Origin of the sequence: Streptomyces sparsogenes subsp. cuspidosporus, from assembly GCF_039532705.1 — a bacterium.
Classification (GTDB): domain Bacteria; phylum Actinomycetota; class Actinomycetes; order Streptomycetales; family Streptomycetaceae; genus Streptomyces; species Streptomyces sparsogenes.
Genome location: NZ_BAAASD010000006.1, coordinates 224743 through 249389, shown reverse-complemented (window position 1 = coordinate 249389; position 24647 = coordinate 224743). Strand labels below are relative to the sequence as shown.

At 74.6% G+C, this 24647-nt stretch carries 20 protein-coding genes and 1 pseudogene; 11 read left to right on the top strand and 10 right to left on the bottom strand.

The features are described from left to right. Nucleotides 1-79: 79 nt before the first annotated feature. Nucleotides 80-2062 (top strand): ABC transporter transmembrane domain-containing protein, encoded by a 1983-nt coding sequence (locus tag ABFY07_RS10700; protein WP_346174252.1) that lies wholly within the window; start codon nt 80-82, stop codon nt 2060-2062. Further along, nucleotides 2059-3840, top strand: a complete 1782-nt coding sequence (locus ABFY07_RS10695) for an ABC transporter ATP-binding protein (RefSeq protein ID WP_346174251.1) — start codon at nt 2059-2061, stop codon at nt 3838-3840. Before ABFY07_RS10700 ends, ABFY07_RS10695 begins: the two co-directional genes overlap by 4 nt. Before the next feature lie 97 nt (nt 3841-3937). Here ABFY07_RS10695 and ABFY07_RS10690 read toward each other — a convergent pair whose 3' ends face one another. Then, nucleotides 3938-4729 carry a metal-dependent hydrolase gene (locus ABFY07_RS10690; RefSeq protein ID WP_346174332.1) on the bottom strand — a complete coding sequence of 264 codons (792 nt, stop codon included), beginning with the start codon at nt 4727-4729 and terminating at the stop codon, nt 3938-3940. A gap of 263 nt (nt 4730-4992) precedes the next feature. On the opposite strand from ABFY07_RS10690, the gene ABFY07_RS10685 reads away from it, so the two are divergent. Together ABFY07_RS10685 and ABFY07_RS10680 are read left to right on the top strand one after the other, a co-directional pair. Next, complete coding sequence (locus ABFY07_RS10685; protein WP_076971901.1) at nt 4993-7506, top strand: DEAD/DEAH box helicase; 2514 nt, start codon at nt 4993-4995, stop codon at nt 7504-7506. Between the two features lie 100 nt (nt 7507-7606). Further along, complete coding sequence (locus tag ABFY07_RS10680) at nt 7607-8482, top strand: acyl-CoA thioesterase (RefSeq protein ID WP_346174250.1); 876 nt, start codon at nt 7607-7609, stop codon at nt 8480-8482. Here ABFY07_RS10680 and ABFY07_RS10675 read toward each other — a convergent pair. Both ABFY07_RS10675 and ABFY07_RS10670 read right to left on the bottom strand, forming a co-directional pair. Continuing rightward, the gene (locus tag ABFY07_RS10675) at nt 8419-9384 is read right to left on the bottom strand and encodes a DUF6397 family protein (protein WP_346174249.1); all 966 of its coding nucleotides are present in this window, start codon (nt 9382-9384) and stop codon (nt 8419-8421) included. The genes ABFY07_RS10680 and ABFY07_RS10675 overlap by 64 nt on opposite strands. 200 nt (nt 9385-9584) lie before the next feature. Then, the gene (locus tag ABFY07_RS10670; RefSeq protein ID WP_076971905.1) at nt 9585-9995 is read right to left on the bottom strand and encodes a roadblock/LC7 domain-containing protein; all 411 of its coding nucleotides are present in this window, start codon (nt 9993-9995) and stop codon (nt 9585-9587) included. 125 nt (nt 9996-10120) lie between these two features. Between ABFY07_RS10670 and ABFY07_RS10665 the strand changes: the two genes are divergently transcribed. Further along, nucleotides 10121-10549 (top strand): PPOX class F420-dependent oxidoreductase, encoded by a 429-nt coding sequence (locus tag ABFY07_RS10665; RefSeq protein WP_346174248.1) that lies wholly within the window; start codon nt 10121-10123, stop codon nt 10547-10549. Nucleotides 10550-10573: 24 nt separating this feature from the next. Here the strand turns inward: ABFY07_RS10665 and ABFY07_RS10660 are convergent, their stop codons facing one another. Both ABFY07_RS10660 and ABFY07_RS10655 read right to left on the bottom strand, forming a co-directional pair. Next, the gene (locus tag ABFY07_RS10660; RefSeq protein ID WP_346174247.1) at nt 10574-11470 is read right to left on the bottom strand and encodes a glycosyltransferase family 2 protein; all 897 of its coding nucleotides are present in this window, start codon (nt 11468-11470) and stop codon (nt 10574-10576) included. Continuing rightward, nucleotides 11467-12333 carry a glycosyltransferase family 2 protein gene (locus tag ABFY07_RS10655; protein ID WP_346174246.1) on the bottom strand — a complete coding sequence of 289 codons (867 nt, stop codon included), beginning with the start codon at nt 12331-12333 and terminating at the stop codon, nt 11467-11469. Before ABFY07_RS10655 ends, ABFY07_RS10660 begins: the two co-directional genes overlap by 4 nt. A 270-nt stretch (nt 12334-12603) precedes the next feature. On the opposite strand from ABFY07_RS10655, the pseudogene ABFY07_RS10650 reads away from it, so the two are divergent. Next, nucleotides 12604-13550, top strand: a pseudogene (locus ABFY07_RS10650) (polysaccharide pyruvyl transferase family protein). On the opposite strand, the gene ABFY07_RS10645 reads toward ABFY07_RS10650, so the two are convergent. The 3 genes from ABFY07_RS10645 to ABFY07_RS10635 form a co-directional block, all read right to left on the bottom strand. Then, nucleotides 13538-13990, bottom strand: coding sequence for a YbhB/YbcL family Raf kinase inhibitor-like protein (locus ABFY07_RS10645; RefSeq protein ID WP_346174245.1), 453 nt, complete (start codon nt 13988-13990; stop codon nt 13538-13540). The pseudogene ABFY07_RS10650 and the gene ABFY07_RS10645 overlap by 13 nt on opposite strands. An 87-nt stretch (nt 13991-14077) precedes the next feature. Further along, complete coding sequence (locus ABFY07_RS10640) at nt 14078-15268, bottom strand: alcohol dehydrogenase catalytic domain-containing protein (protein ID WP_346174244.1); 1191 nt, start codon at nt 15266-15268, stop codon at nt 14078-14080. 120 nt (nt 15269-15388) lie between these two features. Then, nucleotides 15389-15871 (bottom strand): roadblock/LC7 domain-containing protein, encoded by a 483-nt coding sequence (locus ABFY07_RS10635; RefSeq protein WP_346174243.1) that lies wholly within the window; start codon nt 15869-15871, stop codon nt 15389-15391. 296 nt (nt 15872-16167) lie between these two features. Here ABFY07_RS10635 and ABFY07_RS10630 point away from each other — a divergent pair, with 296 nt between their 5' ends. Further along, on the top strand, nt 16168-16785 hold the full coding sequence (locus ABFY07_RS10630) for a class I SAM-dependent methyltransferase (RefSeq protein WP_346174242.1): 618 nt from the start codon (nt 16168-16170) through the stop codon (nt 16783-16785). Here the strand turns inward: ABFY07_RS10630 and ABFY07_RS10625 are convergent. Beyond that, the gene (locus ABFY07_RS10625) at nt 16776-17543 is read right to left on the bottom strand and encodes an alpha/beta fold hydrolase (protein WP_346174241.1); all 768 of its coding nucleotides are present in this window, start codon (nt 17541-17543) and stop codon (nt 16776-16778) included. The genes ABFY07_RS10630 and ABFY07_RS10625 overlap by 10 nt on opposite strands. A gap of 200 nt (nt 17544-17743) precedes the next feature. On the opposite strand from ABFY07_RS10625, the gene ABFY07_RS10620 reads away from it, so the two are divergent. Continuing rightward, nucleotides 17744-18280 carry a PadR family transcriptional regulator gene (locus ABFY07_RS10620; protein WP_346174240.1) on the top strand — a complete coding sequence of 179 codons (537 nt, stop codon included), beginning with the start codon at nt 17744-17746 and terminating at the stop codon, nt 18278-18280. Nucleotides 18281-18470: 190 nt separating this feature from the next. Beyond that, a complete protein-coding gene (locus ABFY07_RS10615; protein ID WP_346174239.1) occupies nt 18471-19271 on the top strand; it encodes a hypothetical protein in 801 nt (266 codons plus the stop codon). Nucleotides 19272-19586: 315 nt separating this feature from the next. Here the strand turns inward: ABFY07_RS10615 and ABFY07_RS10610 are convergent, their stop codons facing one another. After that, nucleotides 19587-19772 (bottom strand): hypothetical protein, encoded by a 186-nt coding sequence (locus ABFY07_RS10610; protein ID WP_346174238.1) that lies wholly within the window; start codon nt 19770-19772, stop codon nt 19587-19589. Between the two features lie 216 nt (nt 19773-19988). Between ABFY07_RS10610 and ABFY07_RS10605 the strand changes: the two genes are divergently transcribed. Together ABFY07_RS10605 and ABFY07_RS10600 are read left to right on the top strand one after the other, a co-directional pair. Beyond that, nucleotides 19989-23009, top strand: coding sequence for a DEAD/DEAH box helicase (locus ABFY07_RS10605; protein ID WP_346174331.1), 3021 nt, complete (start codon nt 19989-19991; stop codon nt 23007-23009). Continuing rightward, nucleotides 23006-24403: an SWIM zinc finger family protein gene (locus ABFY07_RS10600; RefSeq protein ID WP_346174237.1), complete on the top strand. Its 1398-nt coding sequence runs from the start codon at nt 23006-23008 to the stop codon at nt 24401-24403. The genes ABFY07_RS10605 and ABFY07_RS10600 overlap by 4 nt, the downstream gene beginning before the upstream one ends. The last annotated feature ends 244 nt before the right edge of the window (nt 24404-24647 follow it).

Sequence of the window (24647 nt, the reverse complement as noted above, 5' to 3'; positions counted from 1 at the left end):
GTTGAATGCCGCGGTGGAAGGGCGCGAGTCTTTCACGGCTCCTGCCTGCCCGTCACCCCGCCAATGCACCTGGGACGTCATGCACATTCGAGATCTCCCCTACCCCGATCCCGGCCGACCCGACGTCCGATCAGGACCCCGCTTCCTGTTGTGGCTGGGCAGAAACCAACTGGGCGGCCAGGTGAAGGCGGCCCTGTGGGGTCTGCTGCACATGGCCGCCCTGGTGTGCTTCCCCGTGGCCATCGGCTTCGGGGTGCAGGCGGTCGTGGACCGCTCGGGCGCACGGCTGGCGCTGGCCGGCGGGCTGATGGCCGGGTTGACCGCGCTCACCGCGCTCGGCGACACCATGCTGCACCGGGCGGCGGTCACCAACTGGATCACGGCGGCGGCACGGGTGCAGCAACTCCTGGCGCGCAAGGCGGTCGAGCTGGGCTCGGCGCTGACGCGACGGGTCGCGGCGGGCGAGGTGGTGGCCGTCTCCACGGGCGACGTGGAGAAGATCGGCTGGTTCGTGGAGTCGCTGTCCCGCTTCACCGCGGCCGCGATCACCACCGTCGGGGTGTGTGTGGCCCTGGTGGTCTACCAGCCGGCGCTGGGCCTGGTGGTGGCCCTCGGCGTGCCCGCGCTGGCGCTGGCGGTCTTCCCGCTGCTGCCCCGGGCCACGCGGCGGGCGGACGAGCAGCGGGAGAAGGCCGGCCGGGCGACCGAGCTGGCCTCGGACACCGTGGCGGGGCTGCGGGTGCTGCGCGGCATCGGCGGCGAGGAGCTGTTCCTCTCCCGCTACCGGCAAGCCTCGCAGGAGGTGCGCACGGCGGCGGTGCGCAGCGCCCGGATGTGGGCGCTGATCGCCGCGGTGCAGGTCGCCCTGCCGGGGCTGCTGCTGATCGGCGTCGTCTGGTACGGGGCGACCCTGGCCCGGGAGGGGCGGATCGCGGTGGGCGAGCTGGTCACCGTCTACAGCGCGGTGACCTTCCTGCTGTTCCCCTTGAGGAACTTCGAGGAGATCGCGATGGCCTATTCCTTCTCCCGGCCCTCGGCGCGGCGCGCCGCCCGGGTGCTGGCGCTGCGGCGCTCCTCGTCCGGCGCCCGGGACCCGGGCGCGGACGCGGCGGCCGGCGGGCCGGACGGGGAGGGGCTCGGCGGCGATCTGTACGACCCGGCGAGCGGGGTGCTGGCGCCCGCCGGGCGGCTGACCGCGGTGGTGTGCGGGGACCCGGACCTGGCGGGACGGCTGGCCGACCGGCTCGGCGGACACGCGCCGGACGACGGCGGCGCCGTGGAGGCGGAGCCCGGGCGGGCGCCGTCGGCGCTGCTGGGCGGCGTCCCGCTGGACGAGGTGCCGCTGGAGGCCGCGCGCCGGGCCGTGCTGGTCCAGGACAAGGACCCGGTGCTGCTGTCGGGCACGCTCGCCGAGCTGCTCGATGTGCCCCGGTCGGGGGCGGTCACGGTGGCGGAGGCGCTGGAGGCGGCGCAGTGCGGCGATGTCCTGGACGCGCTCGCGCGGGCGTCGGCGGACGGCTCGGGCGCGGCGGACCCGCTGGACGCGCGGATCACCGAGCGCGGCCGCTCCCTGTCGGGCGGTCAGCGGCAGCGGCTGGCGCTGGCGCGCTCGCTGGTGACCGACCCCGAGGTGCTGGTGCTCGACGAGCCGACGTCCGCGGTGGACTCGCACACCGAGGCGCGGATCGCGCAGGGCCTGCGGCGGCTGCGCGCGGGGCGGACCACCGTCGTCTTCACCTCCAGCCCGCTGCTGCTGGACCGGGCGGACCGGGTGGTGTTCCTGGCGGACGGGAAGGCGGCGGCCGCGGGCGGCCACCGCGACCTGCTGGCCACCGAGCCCGGCTACCGGGCGGTGGTCACCCGCGAACCGGACACGGACACGGACGCGGGCCCCGAAAAGGACGCGAACACTGACACGGATCCGAACAGGTCCCCGGGCGCGGGTACGGGTCGGGGCGCGGGCGGGGCCGTGACCGCCGGGCCCCGGACCGGAGCCGGGACCGGAACCGCCGCCGGGACCGGAACCGTGGGGCGGATCGACACGATCGAGGAGTCGGCATGATCGGAGTGGCCCCACCGGCCTATGACCCGGCCGCACCGCAGTCGGCGGCGACGCTGCCGGTCGGCACCCCGGCCACCGTGCGGGCGTACGTCCGCGAGCTGCTGCGGCGGCACCGGACGGCCTTCGCGGTGCTGATGGCCGTGAACGCGACCGCCGTGATCGCCTCCATGGTCGGCCCGCACCTGCTGGGCGGCCTGGTCGAGGACCTCTCGGAGGGTGAACGGGACCTGCACATCGGACGCACCGTCGCCCTGTTCGCCGTGGCCCTCGCGGTGCAGACCGCCTTCGTCCGGCTGGTGCGGCTGCGCGGTGCGATGCTGGGCGAGCGGATGCTGGCGGACCTCCGCGAGGACTTCCTCGTACGGTCGGTGGGCCTGCCGCCGAGCGTGCTGGAGCGCGCCGGGACCGGGGATCTGCTGTCCCGGATCACCACCGACGTCGACCGGCTGGCCAACGCGATGCGCGAGGCGGTGCCGCAGCTGGCCATCGGAGTGGTGTGGGTCGGGCTGCTGCTCGGCGCGCTGACCGTGACCGCGCCGCCGCTGGGGCTGGCGGTGCTGGTCGCGCTTCCGGTGCTGGTGATCGGCTGCCGCTGGTACTTCCGGCGGGCGCCGAGCGCCTACCGCTCCGAGGCGGCCGGATACGCCGCGGTGGCCGCGTCCCTCACCGAGACGGTGGACGCCGGACGGACCATCGAGGCGCAGCGGCTGGGCGCCCGGCGGACCGCCCTGTCCGAGCGGCGGATCCGGGAGTGGACGGCGTGGGAGCGGTACACCCTCTGGCTGCGCAGTGTGCTCTTCCCGGTGATCAATGTGACGTACTCGCTGATCACCGGGTCGGTGCTGATGATCGGCGGCGCCTTTGTGCTGCAGGGCTGGATGACGGTCGGCGAGCTGACGACCGGGGCGCTGCTGGCGCAGATGCTGGTGGAGCCGATCGGGCTGATCCTGCGCTGGTACGACGAGCTGCAGGTGGCGCAGGTGTCGCTGGCCCGGCTGGTGGGGGTGCGGGAGATCGAGCCGGAGGCGGCCGACGACTCGGTGGCGCCCGGCGGCCGGGATGTGCGCGCCGACGAGGTGCGCTTCGGGTACCGAGCGGACGACGATGTGCTGCACGGGGTGACGATGCGGGTGCGGCCGGGGACGCGGCTGGCGCTGGTCGGACCGTCCGGCGCGGGCAAGTCGACGCTGGGCCGGCTGCTCGCCGGGATCTACGCGCCCCGGACCGGCACGGTGACACTGGGCGACGCGGAGCTGGCCCGGATGCCGGCCGAGCGGGTGCGCGAGCATGTCGCGCTGGTCAACCAGGAGCACCATGTGTTCGTGGGGTCGCTGCGCGACAACCTGCTGCTGGCCCGCACCTCCGCCGGGGACACCGAGCTGTGGGCCGCGCTGAGCGCGGTGGACGCCGACGGCTGGGCGCGGGGGCTTCAGGACGGCCTGGACACCGAGGTCGGATCGGGCGGGCTGGCGCTGACGCCGGCGCAGGCCCAGCAGATCGCCCTGGCCCGGCTGGTGCTGGCCGATCCGCACACCCTCGTCCTGGACGAGGCCACCTCGCTGCTCGACCCGCGGGCGGCCCGGCACCTGGAGCGGTCGCTGGGCCGGGTGCTGGAGGGCCGGACCGTGGTCGCCATCGCGCACCGGCTGCACACCGCGCACGATGCGGACCTGATCGCGGTGGTCGAGCAGGGCCGGATCAGCGAGCTGGGCAGCCATGACGAGCTGGTCGCGGCGGACGGCGCCTACGCCGCGCTGTGGCGCTCCTGGCACCAGTAGCGTCGCCAGGGGGTGTCTCCCTGGTCCCTGGCGGTCGCCCCCGGCGGCGCGGTCGGCTCCGCGCCGCCGGGGGGCCGCGTCGGATGACGCCGGTCCGTCAGATGATGCCGAGGGCGCCCAGGCCGCTCAGGCCGCCCAGCACCATGAAGACCGGCATCAGCACCTTCACCTCGACCCAGCTGCCGGCCCGGAACCGCATCGCCTTCGGCGGTCCGAGCGGGTACCACCGCTTGCGGCCTATCGGTATGGGCCACAGGATCGGGCAGCCGGAGACGGTGAGCGCGTCCCCGATGTCGTGCACCAGGGCGCCCAGGACGATCGGCAGGCCGAGCCACAGGTACTCCTGGCCCGGATCGGTGAACAGCCAGTCCGCGCCGTTGCCCGGCTCGTGCAGGATGTCGGCGAGGATCCAGGCACTGGTCGCGCCGAGCAGCCACACCAGCACATCGCTGGACACCCGGGCCATGCGCCACAGCAGCCCCTCGACGGCCAGCACCATGTGGACGAAGAGGATGCCGAGCACCGCCCAGCGGCCGCCGGTCATCGCGAGCAACGAGGCCCCCGCGCCGATCAGCACCGCCCACAGCCAGGTGTGGGTGAGGGTGCGGTGGCCGCCCGAGCGGCGGGGGTCGCCCCGCTTCTTGGTCGCCTTGTAGACCGCGTACGAGATCTTGTCGATCACCTCGCACAGGCCCCGGGAGACCGGTCCGAAGGAGCGGGATATCGTGGCCGCCTTGTGGTCGAGATCGGGGGCGAGCGCCGCCCCGGCGCAGATCAGAGCGCCGACGACGAGCACCGGCCAGGGCATCGCGTGGCCCGCCGCCGCGGTCGCCGCCCCCACCCCCAGCCAGGCCGCCGCCCCGGACAGCGAATGCGCCGGTCCCATCATGGTCAACCCCGCCCCTGTTCATTCCCCGCCTGAGCGGGAGTCGGTCTGTTCGCAGCTTCTGGCTCGGTTCGCCTCCGGGGCGCCTGAGCCCCTGTCGACGGTCGACCGTGCTCGCCCCGTCGTTCCTCGGGGCCTGTGCGCGCTCTCCCTTTCGACAGCGGCGCGCCCCTTCGGCTCACTCGCCGGCCACACCCTATCGGCGAACGATCTTCGTCTCGGCAGCCGGTTCCCGGCTCGCGTGGGAAAGCAGGCAGTATAGGGGCGTGACTCTTATCGATCAGCTGCCGAGCGACGCCGACCCCGACGCCCTCTTCGAGGCGTTCTCGACGTGGGTCGAGGAGCGGGGCATCTCGCTCTACCCCGCCCAGGAGGAAGCGCTGATCGAGGTGGTGTCCGGGTCGAACGTCATCCTGTCCACCCCCACCGGCTCGGGCAAGAGCCTGGTCGCGGCGGGCGCCCACTTCGCCGCGCTGGCCCGGGACGAGGTCACCTTCTACACCGCGCCGATCAAGGCTCTTGTCTCGGAGAAGTTCTTCGAGCTGTGCAAGCTCTTCGGCACCGAGAACGTCGGGATGCTCACGGGCGACGCGTCGGTCAACGCGGACGCGCCGGTCATCTGCTGCACCGCCGAGGTGCTGGCGTCCATCGCCCTGCGGGACGGCAAGGACGCCGACATCGGCCAGGTCGTCATGGACGAGTTCCACTTCTACGCGGAGCCGGACCGCGGCTGGGCGTGGCAGATCCCGCTGCTCGAGCTGCCTCAGGCCCAGTTCGTGCTGATGTCGGCGACGCTCGGCGATGTGACGCGGTTCGAGGAGGACCTGACCCGGCGCACCGGGCGGCCCACCTCGGTGGTGCGGTCTGCGACCCGGCCCGTGCCGCTGAGCTATGAGTACCGCACCACCCCGCTGACCGAGACGCTGACCGAGCTGCTGGAGACCCGGCAGGCGCCCGTCTACATCGTGCACTTCACCCAGGCGGCCGCGGTGGAGCGGGCCCAGGCCCTGATGAGCATCAACATGTGCTCGCGGGCGGAGAAGGACGAGATCGCGGCGCTCATCGGCAACTTCCGGTTCACCACCAAGTTCGGCCGGAACCTGTCCCGCTATGTGCGGCACGGCATCGGGGTGCACCACGCGGGGATGCTGCCCAAGTACCGGCGGCTGGTGGAGAAGCTGGCGCAGGCCGGGCTGCTCAAGGTCATCTGCGGTACGGACACCCTGGGCGTCGGCGTCAACGTGCCCATCCGGACGGTGCTGTTCACCGCGCTGACGAAGTACGACGGCCAGCGGGTGCGGACGCTGCGGGCCCGGGAGTTCCACCAGATCGCGGGCCGCGCCGGCCGGGCCGGCTTCGACACCGCGGGCTTCGTCGTGGCACAGGCCCCCGAGCACGTCATCGAGAACGAGAAGGCGCTGGCGAAGGCCGGGGACGATCCCAAGAAGCGGCGCAAGGTGGTGCGCAAGAAGGCGCCCGAAGGGTTCGTCAGCTGGGGGCAGAACACCTTCGAGAAGCTCATCGCCTCCGAACCCGAGCCGCTCACCTCCCGGTTCAGGGTCACCCACGCGATGCTGCTGTCGGTCATCGCCCGGCCGGGCAACCCCTTCGAGGGGATGCGCCGCCTCCTCGAGGACAACCACGAGCCGCGCCGCAACCAGCTGCGTCACATCCGCCGGGCCATCGCGATCTACCGTTCGCTGCTGGACGGCGGCGTGGTGGAGCAGCTGAAGGAACCCGACGCCGATGGGCGGACCGTGCGGCTGACGGTGGATCTGCAGCAGGACTTCGCGCTGAACCAGCCGCTGTCCACCTTCGCGCTCGCCGCCTTCGAGCTCCTGGACCCCGAATCCCCCTCCTACGCCCTGGACATGGTCTCGGTCGTCGAGTCGACCCTGGACGATCCGCGGCAGATCCTGGCCGCGCAGCAGAACAAGGCGCGCGGCGAGGCGGTGGCCGCGATGAAGGCGGACGGAGTCGAGTACGAGGAGCGCATGGAGCGGCTCCAGGACGTCTCGTACCCCAAGCCGCTGGAGGAGCTGCTCTCCCACGCGTACGGCCTCTACCGCAAGAGCCACCCGTGGGTGGGCGACCATCCGCTGTCGCCCAAGTCGGTGATCCGCGACATGTACGAGCGCGCCATGACCTTCACCGAGTTCACCTCGTTCTACGACCTGGCGCGGACCGAGGGCATCGTGCTGCGCTACCTGGCCAGCTCCTACAAGGCGCTGGACCACACCGTGCCGGACGACCTGAAGTCCGACGAGTTCCAGGACATCGTCGCCTGGCTCGGCGAGATGGTGCGGCAGGTCGACTCCAGCCTGCTGGACGAGTGGGAGCAGCTGGCGAACCCCGAGGAGGAGTCCGCCGAGGAGGCCCAGGAGCGCGCCGACCAGGTCAAGCCGGTCACCGCCAACGCGCGCGCCTTCCGTGTCCTGGTGCGCAACGCGATGTTCCGCCGGGTGGAGCTCGCCGCGCTGGACAAGGTGGCCGAGCTCGGCGAGATGGACGCGGACTCCGGCTGGGACGAGGACGCGTGGGCGCGGGCGATGGACGCCTACTGGGAGGAGTACGACGACCTGGGCACCGGCCCGCAGGCGCGCGGCCCGAAGCTGCTGCGGATCGAGGAGCAGCCCGAGCACGGGCTGTGGCTGGTGCGGCAGACCTTCGACGACCCGAACGGGGATCACGACTGGGGCATCTCCGCGGAGGTCGACCTGGCCGCCTCCGACGAGGAGGGGCGTGCGGTGGTGCGGGTCACCGAGGTGGGCCAGTTGTAGCCTCCCGGGCGTCGCGGCCCCCGGACAGCCCCCGCCCAGGGGGCCCGAACGAACGGGGCCCGGCCCCGGCGTGAGCACCACCAGTGAAGGAGCAACCCCGATGACCGATCCCGCGGAGACCAACCCCGCCGAGCGCCTGGTCGATCTGCTGGACCTGGAGCAGATCGAGCTGAACATCTTCCGCGGCCGCAGCCCCGACGAGTCGCTGCAGCGGGTGTTCGGCGGGCAGGTGGCCGGGCAGGCGCTGGTGGCCGCGGGACGGACCACCGACGGGCAGCGCCCGGTGCACTCGCTCCACGCGTACTTCCTGCGCCCGGGGCGGCCGGGGGTGCCGATCGTGTACCAGGTGGAGCGGGTCCGGGACGGTCGCTCCTTCACCACGCGCCGGGTCGTCGCCGTCCAGCAGGGGCGGACGATCTTCAATCTGACGGCCTCCTTCCATCTTCCCGAGCCGGGCATCGAGCAGCAGCTGCCGATGCCGGAGGTGCCTGAGCCGGAGAGCCTGCCGAAGCTCGGCGACGAGATCCGCGAGCATCTCGGGACGCTTCCCGAGGCGCTGGAGAGAATGGCGCGCCGCCAGCCCTTCGACATCCGTTATGTGGAGCGGCTGCGCTGGACGCCCGAGGACCTGGAGGGCGCCGAGTCGCGCAGCGCGGTGTGGATGCGCGCGGTCGGCCCACTCGGCGACGACCCGCTCGTGCACACCTGCGCGCTCACCTACGCCAGCGACATGATGCTGCTGGACGCGGTGCGGGTGCCGATCGAGCCGCTGTGGGGGCCGCGCGGCTTCGACATGGCCTCGCTGGATCACGCCATGTGGTTCCACCGGCCGTTCCGCACCGACGAGTGGTTCCTCTACGACCAGGAGTCGCCGATCGCCACCGGCGGCCGGGGGCTGGCCCGCGGCCGGATCTACGACCGGGCCGGCTGGCTGCTGGTGTCCGTGGTGCAGGAGGGGCTCTTCCGCCCCCTGTAGGCAGCCGCCAGGCGGTCCCCCGCGCTCCGGCGCCCGCGGAGCAGCCGGTGCCAGAGCCCACGGGGCCGCACGGAGGGCAGGGCAGAGGGCCGGGCGGGCTCGCCGCCCGGCGGCTGGGCCGCCCCGGCCGGCCGCGGGGCGGGCCGCGCCCGCCGGGCGTCCCCCACACAGGTGTCCAGGGCGGCCCGGCAGCGCCGGATCTCCACGGGGTCGTCGGCCGTCACCACGGCGGCCACCACCTCCGCCGCCGGGCCGCCCCCGGCGGGCACCGGGGCGAGCCGCGGCATCAGCTCCCGCACATGGGCCCGCTCGGCCGCATCGGCGACCACCGCCTCCAGCTCATCGGGGGGCAGCACCGCGGCCCACACCGCGGCCCGCTCCCAGGGGTCCTCGGTCCTGGCGAGGAGCTGCTCGACGCGGCGGCCGCGCCATCTGGCGGCCCGCTGGTCCTCCCCGGCGCTGAGGGTGGCGCGCAGCCCGGCCGGAACGCGGCCGGTCAGCAGCGTCGGCTCCCGCTCGGCGAACGCGGCGAGCTCCGCGGCCGGATACAGCCACACCACGGCCCGGTAGCGGTTGACGTAGAAGCGAACCGGCGTGAGGAACCCGCCCCGCGCCAGGCGGGTGAACCGGCCGGGGCTGATGCCCAGCAGCTCGGCCCCCTCCGCCGTGCCCACCACGCGGAGCCGGGCGCGCAGCGCGCCGGGGAAGCCCTCGGCGGCCGCGACCCGAAGCAGCTCCGCGCGCGCCACCCGCCGGCCCATGGCTCCCACGGCTCCCATGGCTCCCACGGCCACGGCGCGCACCTCGCCCAGCTGTACGGCCAGCTCCAACTCGCCCAGCTTGAGGCCCAGTTCCCGGGCGGCCCGGGCGAACGCGACGGTCTCCTCGGCACCGCCCGGCACCGGCGGCACCCGGCCCCCCGGCGGCGCCTGACCCGGCGCCCGACCCGTCCTCCGCCCCGGCGCTCGGCCCGGCTCGTGACCCTGATTCCGACGTACCTCCACCACCACGACGGTCCTCCCCCGCGACTGGTCAATCACTGACAGTCACGACGGTAGCCGCCGCGCGAGCCCGCCCGTCAGGCCTGTGGATAACTTACGGATCACAGCCCGCTGGGCGCGCCGCTCTCCTGTCTCGCCTCGACGCCCAGGTGCTCCCCCACCCGGTTGACCAACAGGGCCATCTCATAGGCGACCTGGCCGACGTCGGCTTCCGGGCCGCTCAGCACGCACAGACAACTGCCGTCGCCGGCGGCCGTCACGAACAGCACGCCCTCCTCGAATTCGACCATCGTCTGCCGCACCCCACCCGTGCGGAAGTGATGCCCGGCTCCCTTGGCCAGGCTGTGTAACCCCGAGGCGACGGCGGCCAGGTGTTCGGCGTCCTGCCGGCCGAGTGAGGAGCTGGCGCCCGTGACCAGCCCGTCGTTCGACAGCACCAAGGCGTGCCGTACCTGTGCGATCCGCTCGGTCAGATCGTCCAGCAGCCAATCGAGTCCCTTGCTCAGTGCCATACCGTTCCTCCCCGTCCGGCCATCCACCCAGAGCTGCCGGGCCAGCCTTTCTCACTGCCGCCCTCCGGGCAACCCGGCCCGCCCCCCGGCGCGCCGATGTGCACCGCTTGACACAAGATGGAGACATGGCAAAGAAAATGACCAAGGATCAGTGGCACGCCTTCGTCTCGGCAGGCACTCGCACCGCCAAGCTGGCGACGGTGCGGGCCGACGGCAGGCCGCACATCGCGCCCATCTGGTTCCTGCTCGACGGCGACGACCTCGTGTTCAACACGGGCGAGGACACCGTCAAGGGCCGCAATATGGCCCGGGACGGGCGGATCAGCCTGTGCGTGGACGACGACCGGCCCCCGTTCTCCTTCGTCACCGTCGAAGGGCGCGCGGAGCTGAGCGACCGGCTGGAGGACGTCCGCCACTGGGCCACCCGGATCGCGGCGCGCTACATGGGCGAGGAGCTCGCGGAGCAGTACGGAGCCCGCAACGGCGTCCCGGGCGAGCTGTTGGTGCGGGTCCGCGTCGACAAAGTCGTCGGCCTCGCCGACATCGCCGACTAGCCGGATTCGGCCGAAACCCATCGCTCATCCGACATAGCGCCGGGCGGTGGAGTGCCGCTGGGCGCGCTCGAGGAGCTTCAGCCGTGCCTCCACCCCGGCCGGCACCACCCGCCGCTCGCGCAGCACCCAGGGCAGTCCCGCGGCCGCCTGCCCGAAGGCCCGCAGCGACACCCGGTCGGGAGGCACCGTGCGGGCCAGGTGGAGGGTGCGCCGCAGGGCGGCGGGCGCGGGGCGGCGCAGCCAGGAGAACCACAGCGTGTTCCGTATGCCGTGCATGCGGCGCAGGGTGGGGTCGCGCAGCGGCGACGGCTGGTGGTGGCAGGTCAGCTCCGCCACGTACGCCAGCCACCAGCCGCGGGCGATGAGGTCGGTGGCGAACAGCTCCTCCTCCCCGCCCAGCCACATGCGCGCGCTGAACCCGCCGACCTCGCGGAAGGCGTCGGTGCGCAGGCAGGTGGCGGCGGCGAGGACGGAGCCGAGCGCGGGCCCGGGCAGCCAGGGCGGGCCGGGCAGCGGGGAGTCGCGCAGCTCCTCGACGATGGGGTCGACGGTGCCGGCGGGCTGGACCAGGATGCGGGCGGTGACGGCGGCCAGCCGCGGGTGTGCGTCGAGGAGGTCGGCGGCGCGGGACAGCGAGCCCGGCTCCCACCAGGAGTCGTCGTCGCAGAAGGCGATGTAGGGCGTGCGGACGTACCGTACGGCGAGGTTGCGGCCGACGGCGCCGAGGTTGCGCCCCGGCCGCAGCAGTCGTACGCGCGGATGGAGCCGGGCCACGGCGTCCGCCGTGCCGTCGGTGGAGCCGTTGTCGGTGACGATGACGGGCGGGGCTTCGGGCAGCCGCTCCAGGCGGTCCAGGGTGCGCAGGACCTCGTCCCGCCGGTTGTGGGTGATCACGACGACGGTGGTGCGGTCATCGGTCACGACGACGCTCCTTCGACGAGCCTGACGGCCTGCTCGATGCGGTCCGGCAGGGGTGTCCGGGTGCGCAGGGCGGCCGGGATGCGGACGAGCGCGCCGCGCAGCGCCCGGCGGGCGCCGCTGTCGTGGCGGGCGTCGGCCGCCAGCGCCCAGGTGCGGCGGACGGCCACCGGCAGCGGCCGGCGCAGCCAGGCGGTGAGCACCTCGTTGCGGCGGATGAGGGCGGTGCGGTGGGGCCTGGGGCCGACCGCCGGATGGTGGTGGGCGACCACGTCGGCGCAGTAGCACACCCCCCAGCCGCGTGCCGTGAGGTCGTGGGCGAGCAGTGTCTCCTCGGCGCCGAAGAACAGCAGCGGGTGATAGCCGCCCGCGTCGAGGTAGGCGCTGCGCCGGGCCACGGCGGCGCAGCCGAGGAAGCCGAGGCTCTGCCGGCCGGGCAGGCCCGGGACGTGGCCGAGCGGGGAACCGGCGAGGGCGTCGTTGAGCGGGTCCGAGTCCTGGCCGGGGCCGACGTGGGTGCGGGCGGCGACCAGGCCGAGCCGGGGGTGCTCGCGCAGCATCCGTACGGCGGTGGCCAGGGATCCCGGGGCCCACCAGGAGTCGTCGTCGCTGAACGCCACGTACGGGGTGTCGAGCGCCCGGACGCCTTCGTTGCGCGCCAGGGCTCCGCGGTTGATTGGTAGCGGCAGAAGCCGGACGGCGGAGAAGTGGCGGGCGATCATGGTGCGCGTGTGGTCGGTGGAGGCGTTGTCGACCACCAGGACCGTGGGACGTTCGGGCAGGTCGTCGAGGTGGCGCAGGGTCACGGCGAGGGTGTCGGCGCGGTCTCGGGTGGCGATGACCACCCCGATGGGCGAGTCGCTCACGTGTCCTCCCTCCGCTGGTCGGATCCCCGGGACCGGTCGCCCCGGGACCGGTCGCGTCCGGGGGGCACGTCGGGGCGGTCACCTCGGGGCCGGTTACTGGCTCGGGGGTCCTCTTGGTAACCCCCAGCAGTGACGTCGAAACAGATCACATCGGTCGATGACGCAGATGGCCACGCCCGTCACAGCATGTGGCGGGCGTGGCGGCCCGTCGGCGCCGGCGCTTGGGGCGGTGGCCCGTGACGTTCGCCGGAAAACGGGCACTCACAGGCGATGAAGGTACTGCTCACCGGCTGGTTCAGTTTCGAGGACGGGGAGGCCACCGCGGGGGACGTGCTCGCCCTGCACCGGGTGCGGGCCGCCCTCGACCGCACCGCCACGCCGTACGACGTGGCGTGGAGCCCGGGTTACCGGGCCGGCGGCCTGCATCTGCCCGAGGCGGCCGAGGACGCCTACTCGCACCTGGTGCTCCTGTGCGGACCGCTGCACGGGCCTCAAGTCGAGGAGCTGCACCGCCGGTTCGGGCGGTGCGTCCGCATCGCCGTCGGCACCTCGGTGATCGACGCGTCGAGTCCGGCGGTCACCGGGTTCCACACCGTCCTCGCCCGGGACTCCCCCGGCCTGCCCCCCGCGCGTGACCTGGCCGCCGGGGCTCCGGCCGGCCCCGCCACCCCGGTCGTGGGGGTGATCCTCACGCACGGCCAGGGCGAGTACGGGGGGCGGCGGCGCCATGCCGAGGTGGCGGACACGGTGACCCGCTGGCTGGCCGCCAAGGACTGCGCGCGGCTGGAGATGACCAGTCGGCTGGATCCCACGACTGGCGCCTGTGCGCGACCCCGGGGCAGTTCGAGTCGGCTCTGGCGCGGCTCGACCTGGTGGTCACCGACCGGTTGCACGGGCTGGTCCTCGCCCTGCGGGCGGGCACCCCGGCGCTGGCCGTCGATCCCGTCGAGGGCGGCGCGAAGGTCACCGCCCAGGCGCGGGCCTGTGGCTGGCCGGCCGCGCTCGGCGCCGAGCGGCTGGACCCCGCCGAACTCGACCGGTGGTGGTCATGGTGTCTGACCTGGGGGCGCGCGCTGGCCCAGCGGCGCCGGCGCGCGTTCCTGAACGCGCCCGCGCACGAGCCCGCGGACGGAACGGAAGCGCTCGTGCGGGCGTTGTCGGGCGCCGGGCCCGGCCATCCGGCCCCGGACTCGCGACGGGCGCCTCAGCGCTGGTAGAGGCCCACCAGCGTGCCGCTCGCGAGCTGGCTGCGGTCGACGGCGCGGTGCACCTGGTCGGCCGAGGGCTCGTCGGGCAGGACCAGCGGCTCGGGCAGGGCGTACAGCCGGAAGAAGTACCGGTGCGGCCGATCGCCCTGCGGCGGATGCGGACCGCCCCAGCCCTCCTGGTGGTATCCGTTGGTCCTGGGCAGACCGCCCGCGGGCGTCTGCCCGGCGGCCACCCCTCCGCTGGTGGGGGCGATGCCGGTGACCAGCCAGTGGACGAACGTCCCGGACTGCGCGTCCGGGTCCTCGCACAGCAGGGCCAGTTCGGCCGTGCCGGCGGGCACTCCGGACCAGGTCAGCGGCGGCGAGAGGTCTTCCCCGTCCTTGGTGTACCGGCGGGGGATCACCTCGTGGTCGTCGAACGCGGCGCTGTTCAGCTCGATTCCAGCCATGAGCACGTGAGTACCCGCGAGGTGCGCCGACAAGCGGTGAGAGGTGACGGCCTTACGACGGCCAGGACGTCACGGCTGGTCAGGACGTCACGGCCGCATGAGGATCTTCACCGCGCCGTCCTCCTTGCGCTGGAACATCTCGTAGGCGCGGGGCGCCTCTTCCAGCGGAAGGTGGTGGGTGGCGAAGTCCTCCACCCCCAACGGGTCGTCGTCGGTCAGGAAGGGCAGGATGTCGTCCACCCAGCGGCGGACGTTCGCCTGTCCCATCCGCAGCTGGATCTGCTTGTCGAACATCGTCAGCATGGGCAGCGGATCGGCCATGCCGCCGTAGATCCCGCTGAGGGAGATGGTCCCGCCGCGCCGTACCAGGGCGATGGCCAGCCGCAGCGCCGCCAGCCGGTCCACCCCGGCCCTGGCCGTGAGCTTGGCGGCCCACTCGTGCGGCAGGAACCCGGTGGCCCGCTGGGCGGTCTTGCCGAGGGGGCTGCCGTGGGCCTCGGTGCCCACGGCGTCCACGACCGCGTCCGGGCCCCGGCCCGCGGTCTCGGTGAGGACGGCGTCGACGAGGTCCTCCTGGCTGTCGTACGCCCTGAGGTCGTAGACCTCCACGCCGCGGTCGCGGGCCCGGTCCAGCCGCTCGGACACCAGGTCCACGCCGATCACCCGGCCGGCGCCGCGCGCCTTCGCGATCCGGCAGCACATGTCGCCGATGGGGCCGAGGCCGAGGACGGCCAGCGTGCCCTCCGGGGGGACGTCCGCGTACACGACGGCCTGCCAGGCGGTGGGGAGGACGTCGGAGAGATAGACGAAACGGTCGTCCGGCGGGCCCTCGGGCACCTTGATCGGCCCGTACTGGGCCTGCGGGACCCGCAGGTACTCCGCCTGGCCGCCGGGCACCGCGCCGTACAGCTTGGTGTAGCCGAACAGCTCGGCGCCCATGCCGTGCTCGACGACCTGAGTGGTCTCGCACTGGGTCGGCAGGCCGGAGCGGCACATCCAGCAGTGGCCGCAGGCGATCTGGAACGGCACGACCACCCGGTCGCCGGGGCGCAGCCCGGTCACCTCGGACCCGGCCTCCTCGACGATCCCCATCGGCTCGTGGCCGAGGATGTCGCCGGGGGTCATGAAGGGGGTGAGCACTTCGTACAGATGGAGGTCGGAGCCGCACAGCCCGGTGGACGTGACCCGGATGACCGCGTCCGTCGGCTCCTTGAGGATGGGGTCGGGCACCGTCTCCACCCGTACGTCCCGCCTGCCCTGCCAGGTCACCGCTCGCATCGCCGCGTCCCTTCACCATCGCTTTCCGGGACGCCCCGGGTACCCCGTGCGATCGCGGCGAACCGGACGCGGGCGTGGTGCCACCTGCGGCGGGCGGGGCGGGAAGGGGGCGGTGAGGGGTCAGGCGGGGGCGGCGGGGGCCTGCGGGAGGCGCGGGCGGGCGCGCAGCCGCTCCTCCACCCGCTCGACGAGCCGGGCCGTCTCGGAGGCGATCAGCGCCGGGTCGGCGTCGGCCGCGCCGAGGACGGCCAGGTACGACCCCTCGCCCGCCGCCGCGACGAAGAGACGGCCGGCCTCCGTCTCCACCACGGTCTGGCGCGCCGCGCCCCGCGCCCGCCGGCGTGCCGCACCCCGTGTCCATCGGCGTGCCGCTCCCCGCGCCTGTCGGCGCGCCGCGCCGACGGCGAGGCCGTGCAGACCGGAGGCGACGGCGGCCAGTTGCTCGGCGTCGCGGCGGCCCAGCCCCCGGGAGGCGCTCACCGTGGCTCCGTCACCGAGGAGCACGACGGCGTGTCGCACGCCGCCGACGCGGGCCACCAGCTCGTCCAGAAGGGAGTCGAGACCGTCCGGGAAACGGGCGGCGATGCTGCGGTCCTCGGTCATGGCCGTCTCCTTCTGCCGGGAGCTGTCCCATGGCCCCCGGACCCTAGCGAGGAGGGGGCGCATTCAGGGGGCGCATTCGGAAGAATGCTGGAATTTGACAGGGATAGCTGCCAGAACGATCGGCGGATGCTCGAACGTGCACACTATTCGGGTTCCCGCTCAGGGTGCGCCCCCCAGGGATCGCCCCTCAGGGATCGCCCCTGAGGGTGCGCCCTTCAGGATGTGCCCCTCAGGATGTGCCCTCTGCCTCCTGAAGATCCGTCTTCCTCACCCATCCCATCCGCACGAGGAGTCGCATGAGCCACCAGAACACCCCCGCCGACCGCCTGGCCGAGGTCCGGGACTTCTTCACCCCGAGGGCCGCCGACTGGGAGGCCCGCTTCCCCGACGACGGCCCCGCCTACGCCGCCGCCGTCGCCGACCTCGGCCTGCGCGCCGGGGACGCGGTGCTCGACGCCGGCTGCGGCACGGGCCGCGCCCTGCCCGCGCTGCGCGCCGCCGTCGGCCCCGCCGGAACGGTGCTCGGCGCCGACGCCACGCCCGCGATGCTGGACGCCGCCGTGCGCGCCGGCCGGCACCGGGACGCGGCGCTCGCCCTGGCCGACGTCACCAGACTGCCGCTGCGCGACGGCTGTCTGCACGCGGTGTTCGGCGCCGGCCTGATCTCCCACCTCCCCGACCCGGAGGCCGGGCTGCGGGAGCTGGCGCGGGTGGTGCGCCCCCAGGGGCTGCTCGCGCTGTTCCACCCGGTGGGGCGGGCGGCGCTGGCCGCGCGCAAGGGCTTCGCGATCACGCCGGGCGACCTGCGGGCCGAGCCCAATCTGCGCCCGCTGCTGGCCCGTTCGGGCTGGGAGCTGACCTCGTACACGGACCGGGACACCCGCTTCCTGGCCCTCGCGGTCCGTCAGGGCTGAGCGGCGACCGCCGCGGCGAAGGCGACCGGGTCGTCGAACATGACGTTGTGTCCCGCGCCGGGGACGGTCCGCACGACGACCCCCGCGGCCTCCAGCTCCGCACGTCCGGCGAGCCCGTCGCCGTTCCCTCCGACGAGGTACGTGCGCGGAACGTCCAGGCCGAGCAGCATCCGGCGCATGGTCGGCTCGGTGCCGCGCACCAGGGCGCTCGCGCTGCGGTGCAGGGCCGTGGGGTCGGCGAGCCGCATCGTCGCCCGCCACACCGGGCCGACCCGCTCCAGCGTCCGCTCCCAGCCCTCGCCGCGCACGAACTCCTCCTCCGGGTACGTGGCGATCCCGCTGCTGGCCGCCGACGGGCCCGGCCGCGGGTCGAGGTTGGCCTCCGTGAGCACCAGCCGGGACACCAGGTCGGGGCGGCGCACGGCGAGCACGACGGCGACCGACCCGCCCATGCTGTGCCCCACGACCTCGGCGCCCAGGGCCCCGGCCGCGTCGAGCGCCGCGGCGAGCGCGTCGGCGTGTTCCTCCAGGGTGTAGCCGAAGTCGGCGGGGCGGTCGCTGATGCCGTGGCCGGGCAGGTCGACGAAGAGCGAGCGCCGCCCGGCGAGGGCCGGGTCGGCCGCGATGTGCGCGTGATAGACGGCCGACGACGCGCCCAGCCCGTGCACATACACCCGGGGTGCTCCGCCGTCACCGCCTCCGGGCGTCTCGGTCCAGCGGATATGGGCGCCTTCCTGGCCGAACGGAGCGTGGCGCATGGCCGTCTCTCCCGCCTTCCTGGGCTCGATGGGCGTCGGGGGATCTTCCGCCCCGCACCATACATCGATGCCGAGGTATTGCGAAGCCGGGGTATTACGTAGGCGAAGTATGGCGTAGGCGTCGTATGGCGCAGCCGGGGTAATGCGTGGAAGAGGTAATACGTGCCCGAGGTACAGCGTCGGTGCGGCACAATGCGCCCATGCTCGAACTCGCCATCCTGGGCTTTCTCTGCGACACACCGCTGCACGGCTACGAGCTGCGCAAGCGGATCGCCGCGCTGACCGGCCACGTCAAACCCGTGGCCGAAAGCACGCTCTACCCGGCGATCAAGCGGTTGGAGAAGGCCGGGCTGCTGGCCCGCGAGAGCCGGCCGGGCGCGGGCGCCGCGCCCCGGCACGTACTGACGCTGACCCCTGAGGGCCGTGCCGAACTCCGTCGCCGTCTCGCGGAGCCGGCCCAGGCCGACATCACGGACGAGAACCGCTGGTTCACCCTGCTCGCGTTTCTGCGCCACCTGGAGGACCCGGCGGCCCAGGCGGGGGTCCTGGAGCGGCGGCTCGCGTTTCTGCGGCAGCCCACGAGTTTCTTCTACGACGACGACCGGCCGCTGCGCGCGGAGGAGGTCGAGGACCCCTTCCGGCGCGGCATCCTCACCATCGCCCGAGCCACCAGCCAGGCCGAACAGTCCTGGCTGCGCCGCACCCTCGACTCGCTGCGGGCCGCCGGCGAATCCTGACGGCGGCGCGGCGGACGCGGCACACGGGGCGCGGCCGGCGCCCGGTCGGCACCCGGTCGGCACCCGGTCGGCACCCGCGCACGGAGTCTCGACGGCGTGGCTACTGGCTGGTTAAGGTGCGCCGGACAACGGATGGGACCCCCGGATCCATACCGCTCCGTACCGCCCCCTACCGCCAGAGGAGGCTGCCGTGCCCGCCAGTGAGGAGTCGGACGACGACGCGCTGTACGTGCTGACCGCGGTGGTGCTGACGCCCGCGCGGTTCCCCAGCGTGCTGGGCGACGACTATCCCGAGGCCTGCGCCGCGCTCGGCCTGGCACCGCACGAGGCCGGATACGGCCTGGTGCTGGGCCAGGACGGCGACGGCGCCCGGTGGACGGTGGTCACCGAGGACGTGTCGCTGGTCGCCTGCGCCATCGCCGCGTGGGACTGCGGGATGGAGTACGGCCTGGCCGTCGACGACCGGACCGTGGTCGCCTCCCTCCCCGGTTGGCCCCTGGCGGTGGCCGTCGCCGCGCCGGGCGTCCCCGCGCCGCACGACCCCGCCCCCGACCCGGAGCCGGCCGCCGGAGGGGCGGCCCGCCCGCCGCTCGCGCCACCGGACACCGGCCGCTGGGGCCCGGCGCAGCGGCGGCTGGGCGCGGACGAGATCGCCCTGCGCTGGGCGGTGTGGCGCGGGCAGGTCGACAGCGACGTGACGTTCGTGGCCCCGGGCGAGAAGCCGCACGGGGGCGTGCGACGCGTACTGGAGGAGGCACGCGGATATCTGAAAGCGCCCCCGCCGCCCGGCCGCGTCCGCTCCGCGTTCGCCTCCGGCGACGCGCGGACCCTGCGGGCCGACGGGCCCGGCTGGAGCATCGTGGCCCGCACGGACGACATCGCCTTCGTCCTCATGGACGACGCGCCGGGCGAAGTGCTGCCGGTCGGCCGCGGCCCGGAACTGCCCGCCCTGCTGACGGCCCTCGACGAACTGGCCGTACGCCCCACCTGAGTCGACGACGGTCCGCCCGCGGCCACCACCGGTCGCGGGGCCCCGGGGGCGCGCCGCCTGGCGCGGCGGGCGGTCGGGGCAAACACGGCGGGCGGTCGGGGCAAAGGGGCGCACCGCCTGACGCAGCGGGCGGTCGGCGTGTCGCGGCTGGACGGGGTCCCGGGTGACCCGCGATCGGTGTTGCGCGGTCACTCCCAGGCGCGTGTCACCCCGGGCCCCGAGCCGGTCGGCGGTCCGGCCGGTACCGCCGTCGTCCCGCCGTGTGTCTTGTGCCCGTTTCCATCCGGGAATTCGCCCTCCTGGCGAGGGCGGCGGTCAGCGTCCCAGCTCCTTGCCCGACACCCGGCGCAGTCTGCGCCGCTGGGAGGGGTCGAGCGCCAGATACGCCAAGGCGGGGACGCCGACGATCACCAGGATCGCCACCCAGAACGGCAGCAGCTGACAGAGCAGGACTACTCCCACCGCCGCGCCCCCGGCGACGGCCACAGCGCGCTTGGACATTGCCCTCTGCCTCCTTCGCGGCTCAAGCCGCTTCACTTCCGTCAACGGATACGAGCGGCTCACGGTTCCTGAGCACCCGGGGTCGGGGTGAGGTGCCTCACATCGGAGGACCGTCCGGGCGGGGCGCTCGTCAGGTACTCTCGGCCGCTCCCACTAGTCAAATTTGAGGAATGCATCAGCTCCGTGACACCACCCACCGTGGCAACGCCCTCCGACATGGCCGAACTCTGCGGCTGTACCGCCGTCTTCCTCCCCGCCGACCCGGCGCGGGCCGGGCGGGTCGCGTTCTGGCGGCCGGACGGCCAGGACCCCGCCGCCCTCAGTCCGGACCCCACCGGCCCGGTCGGCGCCACCGAAGAGATCACCGTCGTGGTCCCGGACTCCCCCGGCCAGGGCGCGGGGGTCCGTGCCCTGGCCGTACGCGCCCGCGTCCTGGCCCTGAGCGAGGCGCTTCCGGTGCTCACCCGGGCCAGGGCGCGCGCCGCGCACACCGTCTCCTCCTCCCCTTCCGCGCGGATCGCCCCCACGGCCGCCTTCTGGGGTGCCGCCGCCGTGCTCGCCCTCCAGCTCGCGGCCCGTGGGCGGCTGCTGCCCGGGCTCACGGCCACCGACCACGACGCCTGGCGCGTCGGCCCGCTCGCCGACGAGGATCTGCGACGGGTGCGCGAGCTGGCCGCGGCCATGCCTCCCGCCGCACACGCCGTGCCCCTGCCGGGCACCGATCCGGTGCTCCTGCCGGAGCCGGAGCGGCATCTGCGGGCGTTCCTCGACGCGGTCGCGGACGGGCTGCCGCGCTCACCCGCGGCGGCCCTGGCCGCGGGCGGCCCCGCGTTCGCCGCGGCCGAGCCGCGGCGCCTGCCCGAGCTGCGGGCGTGGTCCGCGGACCTGGCCGCCGGGCATGACGCGGGGGTCCGGCTGTCGCTGCGGATCGAGCTGCTGGACAGCGACCACGACACGCACGGCGACCACGACACGCACGGCGACCTCGGCGGCCCCGAAAACCAGGGCGGCCACGACGGGCACAGCAACCACGGCAACCACGACGGCGAAGAGGCCGGCCAGGGCAAGGGAGGCCCCGGTCCTCGGTTCCGCGCCGTCCTCCAGCTCCACAGCCTGGCCGACCCGGCCCTGGTCGCGGACGCCGCCGACGTATGGGCGGGCAGCTCGGCCGCCGCCGCGGCCCTCGGTCCGCGCGCCCGCATGGACGCGCTGCTGACGCTGCGGCGGGCCGCCCGCGCCTGGGCACCGCTCGCACCGCTGCTGTCCGCCGCCGCGCCCGAGGCGCTCGACCTCGCCGACGAGGAGGTCGTCGAGCTGCTCGGCGCGGCGGCCGGGGCGCTGGACGCCGCCGGCGTCCAGGTGCACTGGCCGAAGGAGCTGGCGCGGGGGCTGACCGCCCGTGCCGTCGTCGGCCCGCGTGGCGGTGCCGACGGCGAGCGGCCGGACGTGTCCGGGTCCGCGCTGCCCTCGTATCTGTCGGCCGACGCGCTGCTCCGCTTCAGCTGGCGGTTCGCGGTCGGCGACCAGGAGCTGACCCGGGCGGAGCTGGACCGGCTGGCCGAGGCCGGCCGCCCGGTGGTGCGGCTGCGCGACCAATGGGTCGTGATCGACCCGGAACAGGTCCGCCGGGCCCAGGACCGTAAGGACCGCGACATCGCCACGGCCGACGCGCTCGGCGCCGTGCTGACCGGCCGGACCGAGGCCGAGGGCACCGGCGTGGAGGTGCGGGCTGCCGGCTGGCTCGCCACGCTGCGGGACCGCCTCGCCGACCCCGAGGGACCGGGGCACGGCCCCGTGGCCCAGCCCCCGGCCCTTGCCGCCACGCTGCGCGACTACCAGCTGCGCGGCCTGGGCTGGCTGAGCCGGATGACCTCCCTCGGCCTCGGGGGGACGCTCGCGGACGACATGGGCCTCGGCAAGACCATCACCCTGATCGCCCTCCACCTCCACCGCCAGGGCGTCCCCGAGACCGCCGGTCCCACCCTCGTGGTCGCGCCCGCCTCCCTGCTGGGCAACTGGCAGCGCGAGATCGAGCGGTTCGCGCCCGGCACCCCGGTGCGCCGCTTCCACGGCGCCGCCCGCACCCTGGAGGACCTGGCCGACGGGGAGTTCGTGCTCACCACGTACGGGACGATGCGGCTGGACGCGCGGCGGCTGGCCGACGCGGTGCCCGGGGGCTGGGGCCTGGTGGTCGCCGACGAGGCGCAGCACGTCAAGAATCCGTACTCGGCGACCGCGAAGCAGCTGCGCGCCATCGGCGCCAAGGCGCGTGTCGCGCTCACCGGGACACCGATCGAGAACAACCTCTCCGAGCTGTGGGCGATCCTCGACTGGACGACGCCCGGGCTGCTCGGCGGGCACGGGTGGTTCCGCACCCACTACGCCCAGGCCGTAGAGAGCGGAAGCGACCCGGCGGCCACCGAGCGCCTGGCGAAACTCGTCCGCCCGTTCCTGCTCCGGCGCCGCAAGTCGGACCCGGGCATCGCGCCCGAACTCCCGCCGAAGACCGAGACGGACCGCGCCGTGGCGCTCACCAAGGAGCAGGCCGGGCTGTACGAGGCGGTGGTGCGCGAGATGCTCGCCGAGATCTCCGGCGCCGACGGGGCGGCCCGGCGCGGGCTCATCGTCAAGCTCCTGACCGGGCTGAAGCAGATCTGCAACCACCCCGCGCAGTACCTGAAGGAGGACCGGCCCGTCATCACCGGCCGCTCGGGGAAGCTGGAGCTGCTCGACGAGCTGCTGGACACCATTCTCGCCGAGGGCGCGAGCGTCCTCGTCTTCACCCAGTACGTGCGGATGGCGCGCATCCTTCAGGAACACCTGGCGGGGCGCGGCATCGGCGCGCAGCTGCTGCACGGCGGCACGCCGGTGGCGCGCCGCGAGGAGCTGGTCCACCGCTTCCAGGAGGGCGAAGTCCCCGTGTTCCTGCTGTCGTTGAAGGCGGCCGGCACCGGTCTGAACCTCACCCGGGCCGGGCATGTCGTGCACTACGACCGCTGGTGGAACCCGGCCGTGGAGGCGCAGGCCACCGATCGCGCGTACCGGATCGGGCAGACCCAGCCGGTGCAGGTGCACCGGCTGATCGCCGAGGGCACGGTGGAGGACCGGATCGCCGCGATGCTCGAACGCAAGCGGGAGTTGGCGGACGCGGTACTGGGCACCGGGGACACGGCGCTCACCGAACTGACCGACGCCCAACTGGCGGAGCTCGTGGAGCTGAGGGGGACCGAACGATGACCGACACCTGGGACGCCGGGGACACCTGGGACGCCGGGGAGACCTGGGACGCAGAAGACACCGGAGACACCGGGGACACCGGGGACACCGGGGACACCGGGGACATACGCGCGGCGCACGACGGGCGCGAGCGCGTCTTCGAGGCCCTGCCGCCCGCCCGTGGCCGCGGCTTCGCCCGCACCTGGTGGGGCCGGGCGTGGCTGAAGGCGCTGGAGGACACGGCGCTCGACGGAGAACAGCTGGGGCGCGGGCGCAAGCACGCGCGCGAGGGCGCGGTGGGGGCGGTCGCCGTACGGCCGGGCCGGATCACGGCGGTGGTCCGGGACCGCGACCGCACTCCCCATCGCTCGGATGTGCTGCTGCAGGAGTTGAGCGACGCCGAGTGGGAACGGCTGCTGGACGTGGTCGCCGACCGGTCCGGGCATATCGCCGCCCTGCTCGACCGGGACATGCCCCCGCAGCTCGTCGAGGACGCGGCGGCCGCGGGCGTCGAACTGCTCCCGGGGATCGGCGATCTGGAGCCGCGGTGCGGATGCGAGGCGTGGGACCACTGCCCGCACACCGCCGCGCTGTGCTACCAGGTCGCCCGGCTGCTGGACGAGGACCCGTTCGTGCTGCTGCTGATGCGCGGCCGCGGGGAGCGCGAACTGCTGGACGACATCCAGGCGCGCAGCGTGGCCCGCGCCGCCCGGGGGGTGGCGGGCGGCGCGGCGGGCGACGCCGCGGAGGAGGCCACGATCCGGGTTCCGGAGGGTGTGCCGGCCCGGGAGGCGTTCGCCGCGGCCGCCGCCGTGCCGCCGCTGCCCGCGCCCCCGCCGGCGGTGGCCGCGCCCGGCCGGCCGCCGGTGCTGAGCGGCGGGGGCGAGCCGGCCCCCGGAGTGGACGTCGCCGCGCTGGAGTTCCTGGCGGCGGACGCGGCGGTACGCGCCCGGCGGCTGCTGGCCGAGGCGCTGGCGCCGGGCCACGCCACGGCCCCCGTCCCCGCCGCGCTCGCGCCCCGGCTGGACGCGGTGCGGCTGGCCGCCGCCGGTCCCCCGGCCGGTGTCGCCGACCGCCTCGCGGCGGGCTGCGGCCGCGACCGCGGCGAGCTGGCCCGGGCCGTGCGCGCCTGGGAGCACGGGGGTCCCGCGGGGCTCGCCGTCCTGGAGGAGGAGTGGACCCCCTCCGGCGAGGCACTGGCGCGCGCCCGCGCCTCGCTCGACGCCGCCTGGGAGGGGGAGGAAACCGCGCCGCGGCTGCGGGCGGTGGGCAACCGCTGGACCGTGGTCGGCGCGGACGCGCAGCTGCGGTACGGCCGGGACGGGCGCTGGTGGCCGTATCGCAAGGAACGGGGCCGCTGGTGGCCGGCCGGCCCGCCGGCCCCCGACCCGGCGGCGGCACTGGGTCCCGTCTGACGCGGGGGCGCCTGACCGGAGGCGGGGGCGGAGCGCTCGGACCGACGAACCCGGGGCGGTGGCCCTGTCCGGGACAGGGGGCACCGCCGTCCCCGGCCCGTCGGCTCGCCGACCGGCCGGCGCGTCGGCCGGCGAGGCACCACGGGGCCCGGTGCTGCCGCGTCCCGGTCGGCGCCGGGCCCCGCGACGCGGCCCGTGCGCCGGACCGCCGGCCGGTCGCATGACGGGCAGCACGGCGCGGACC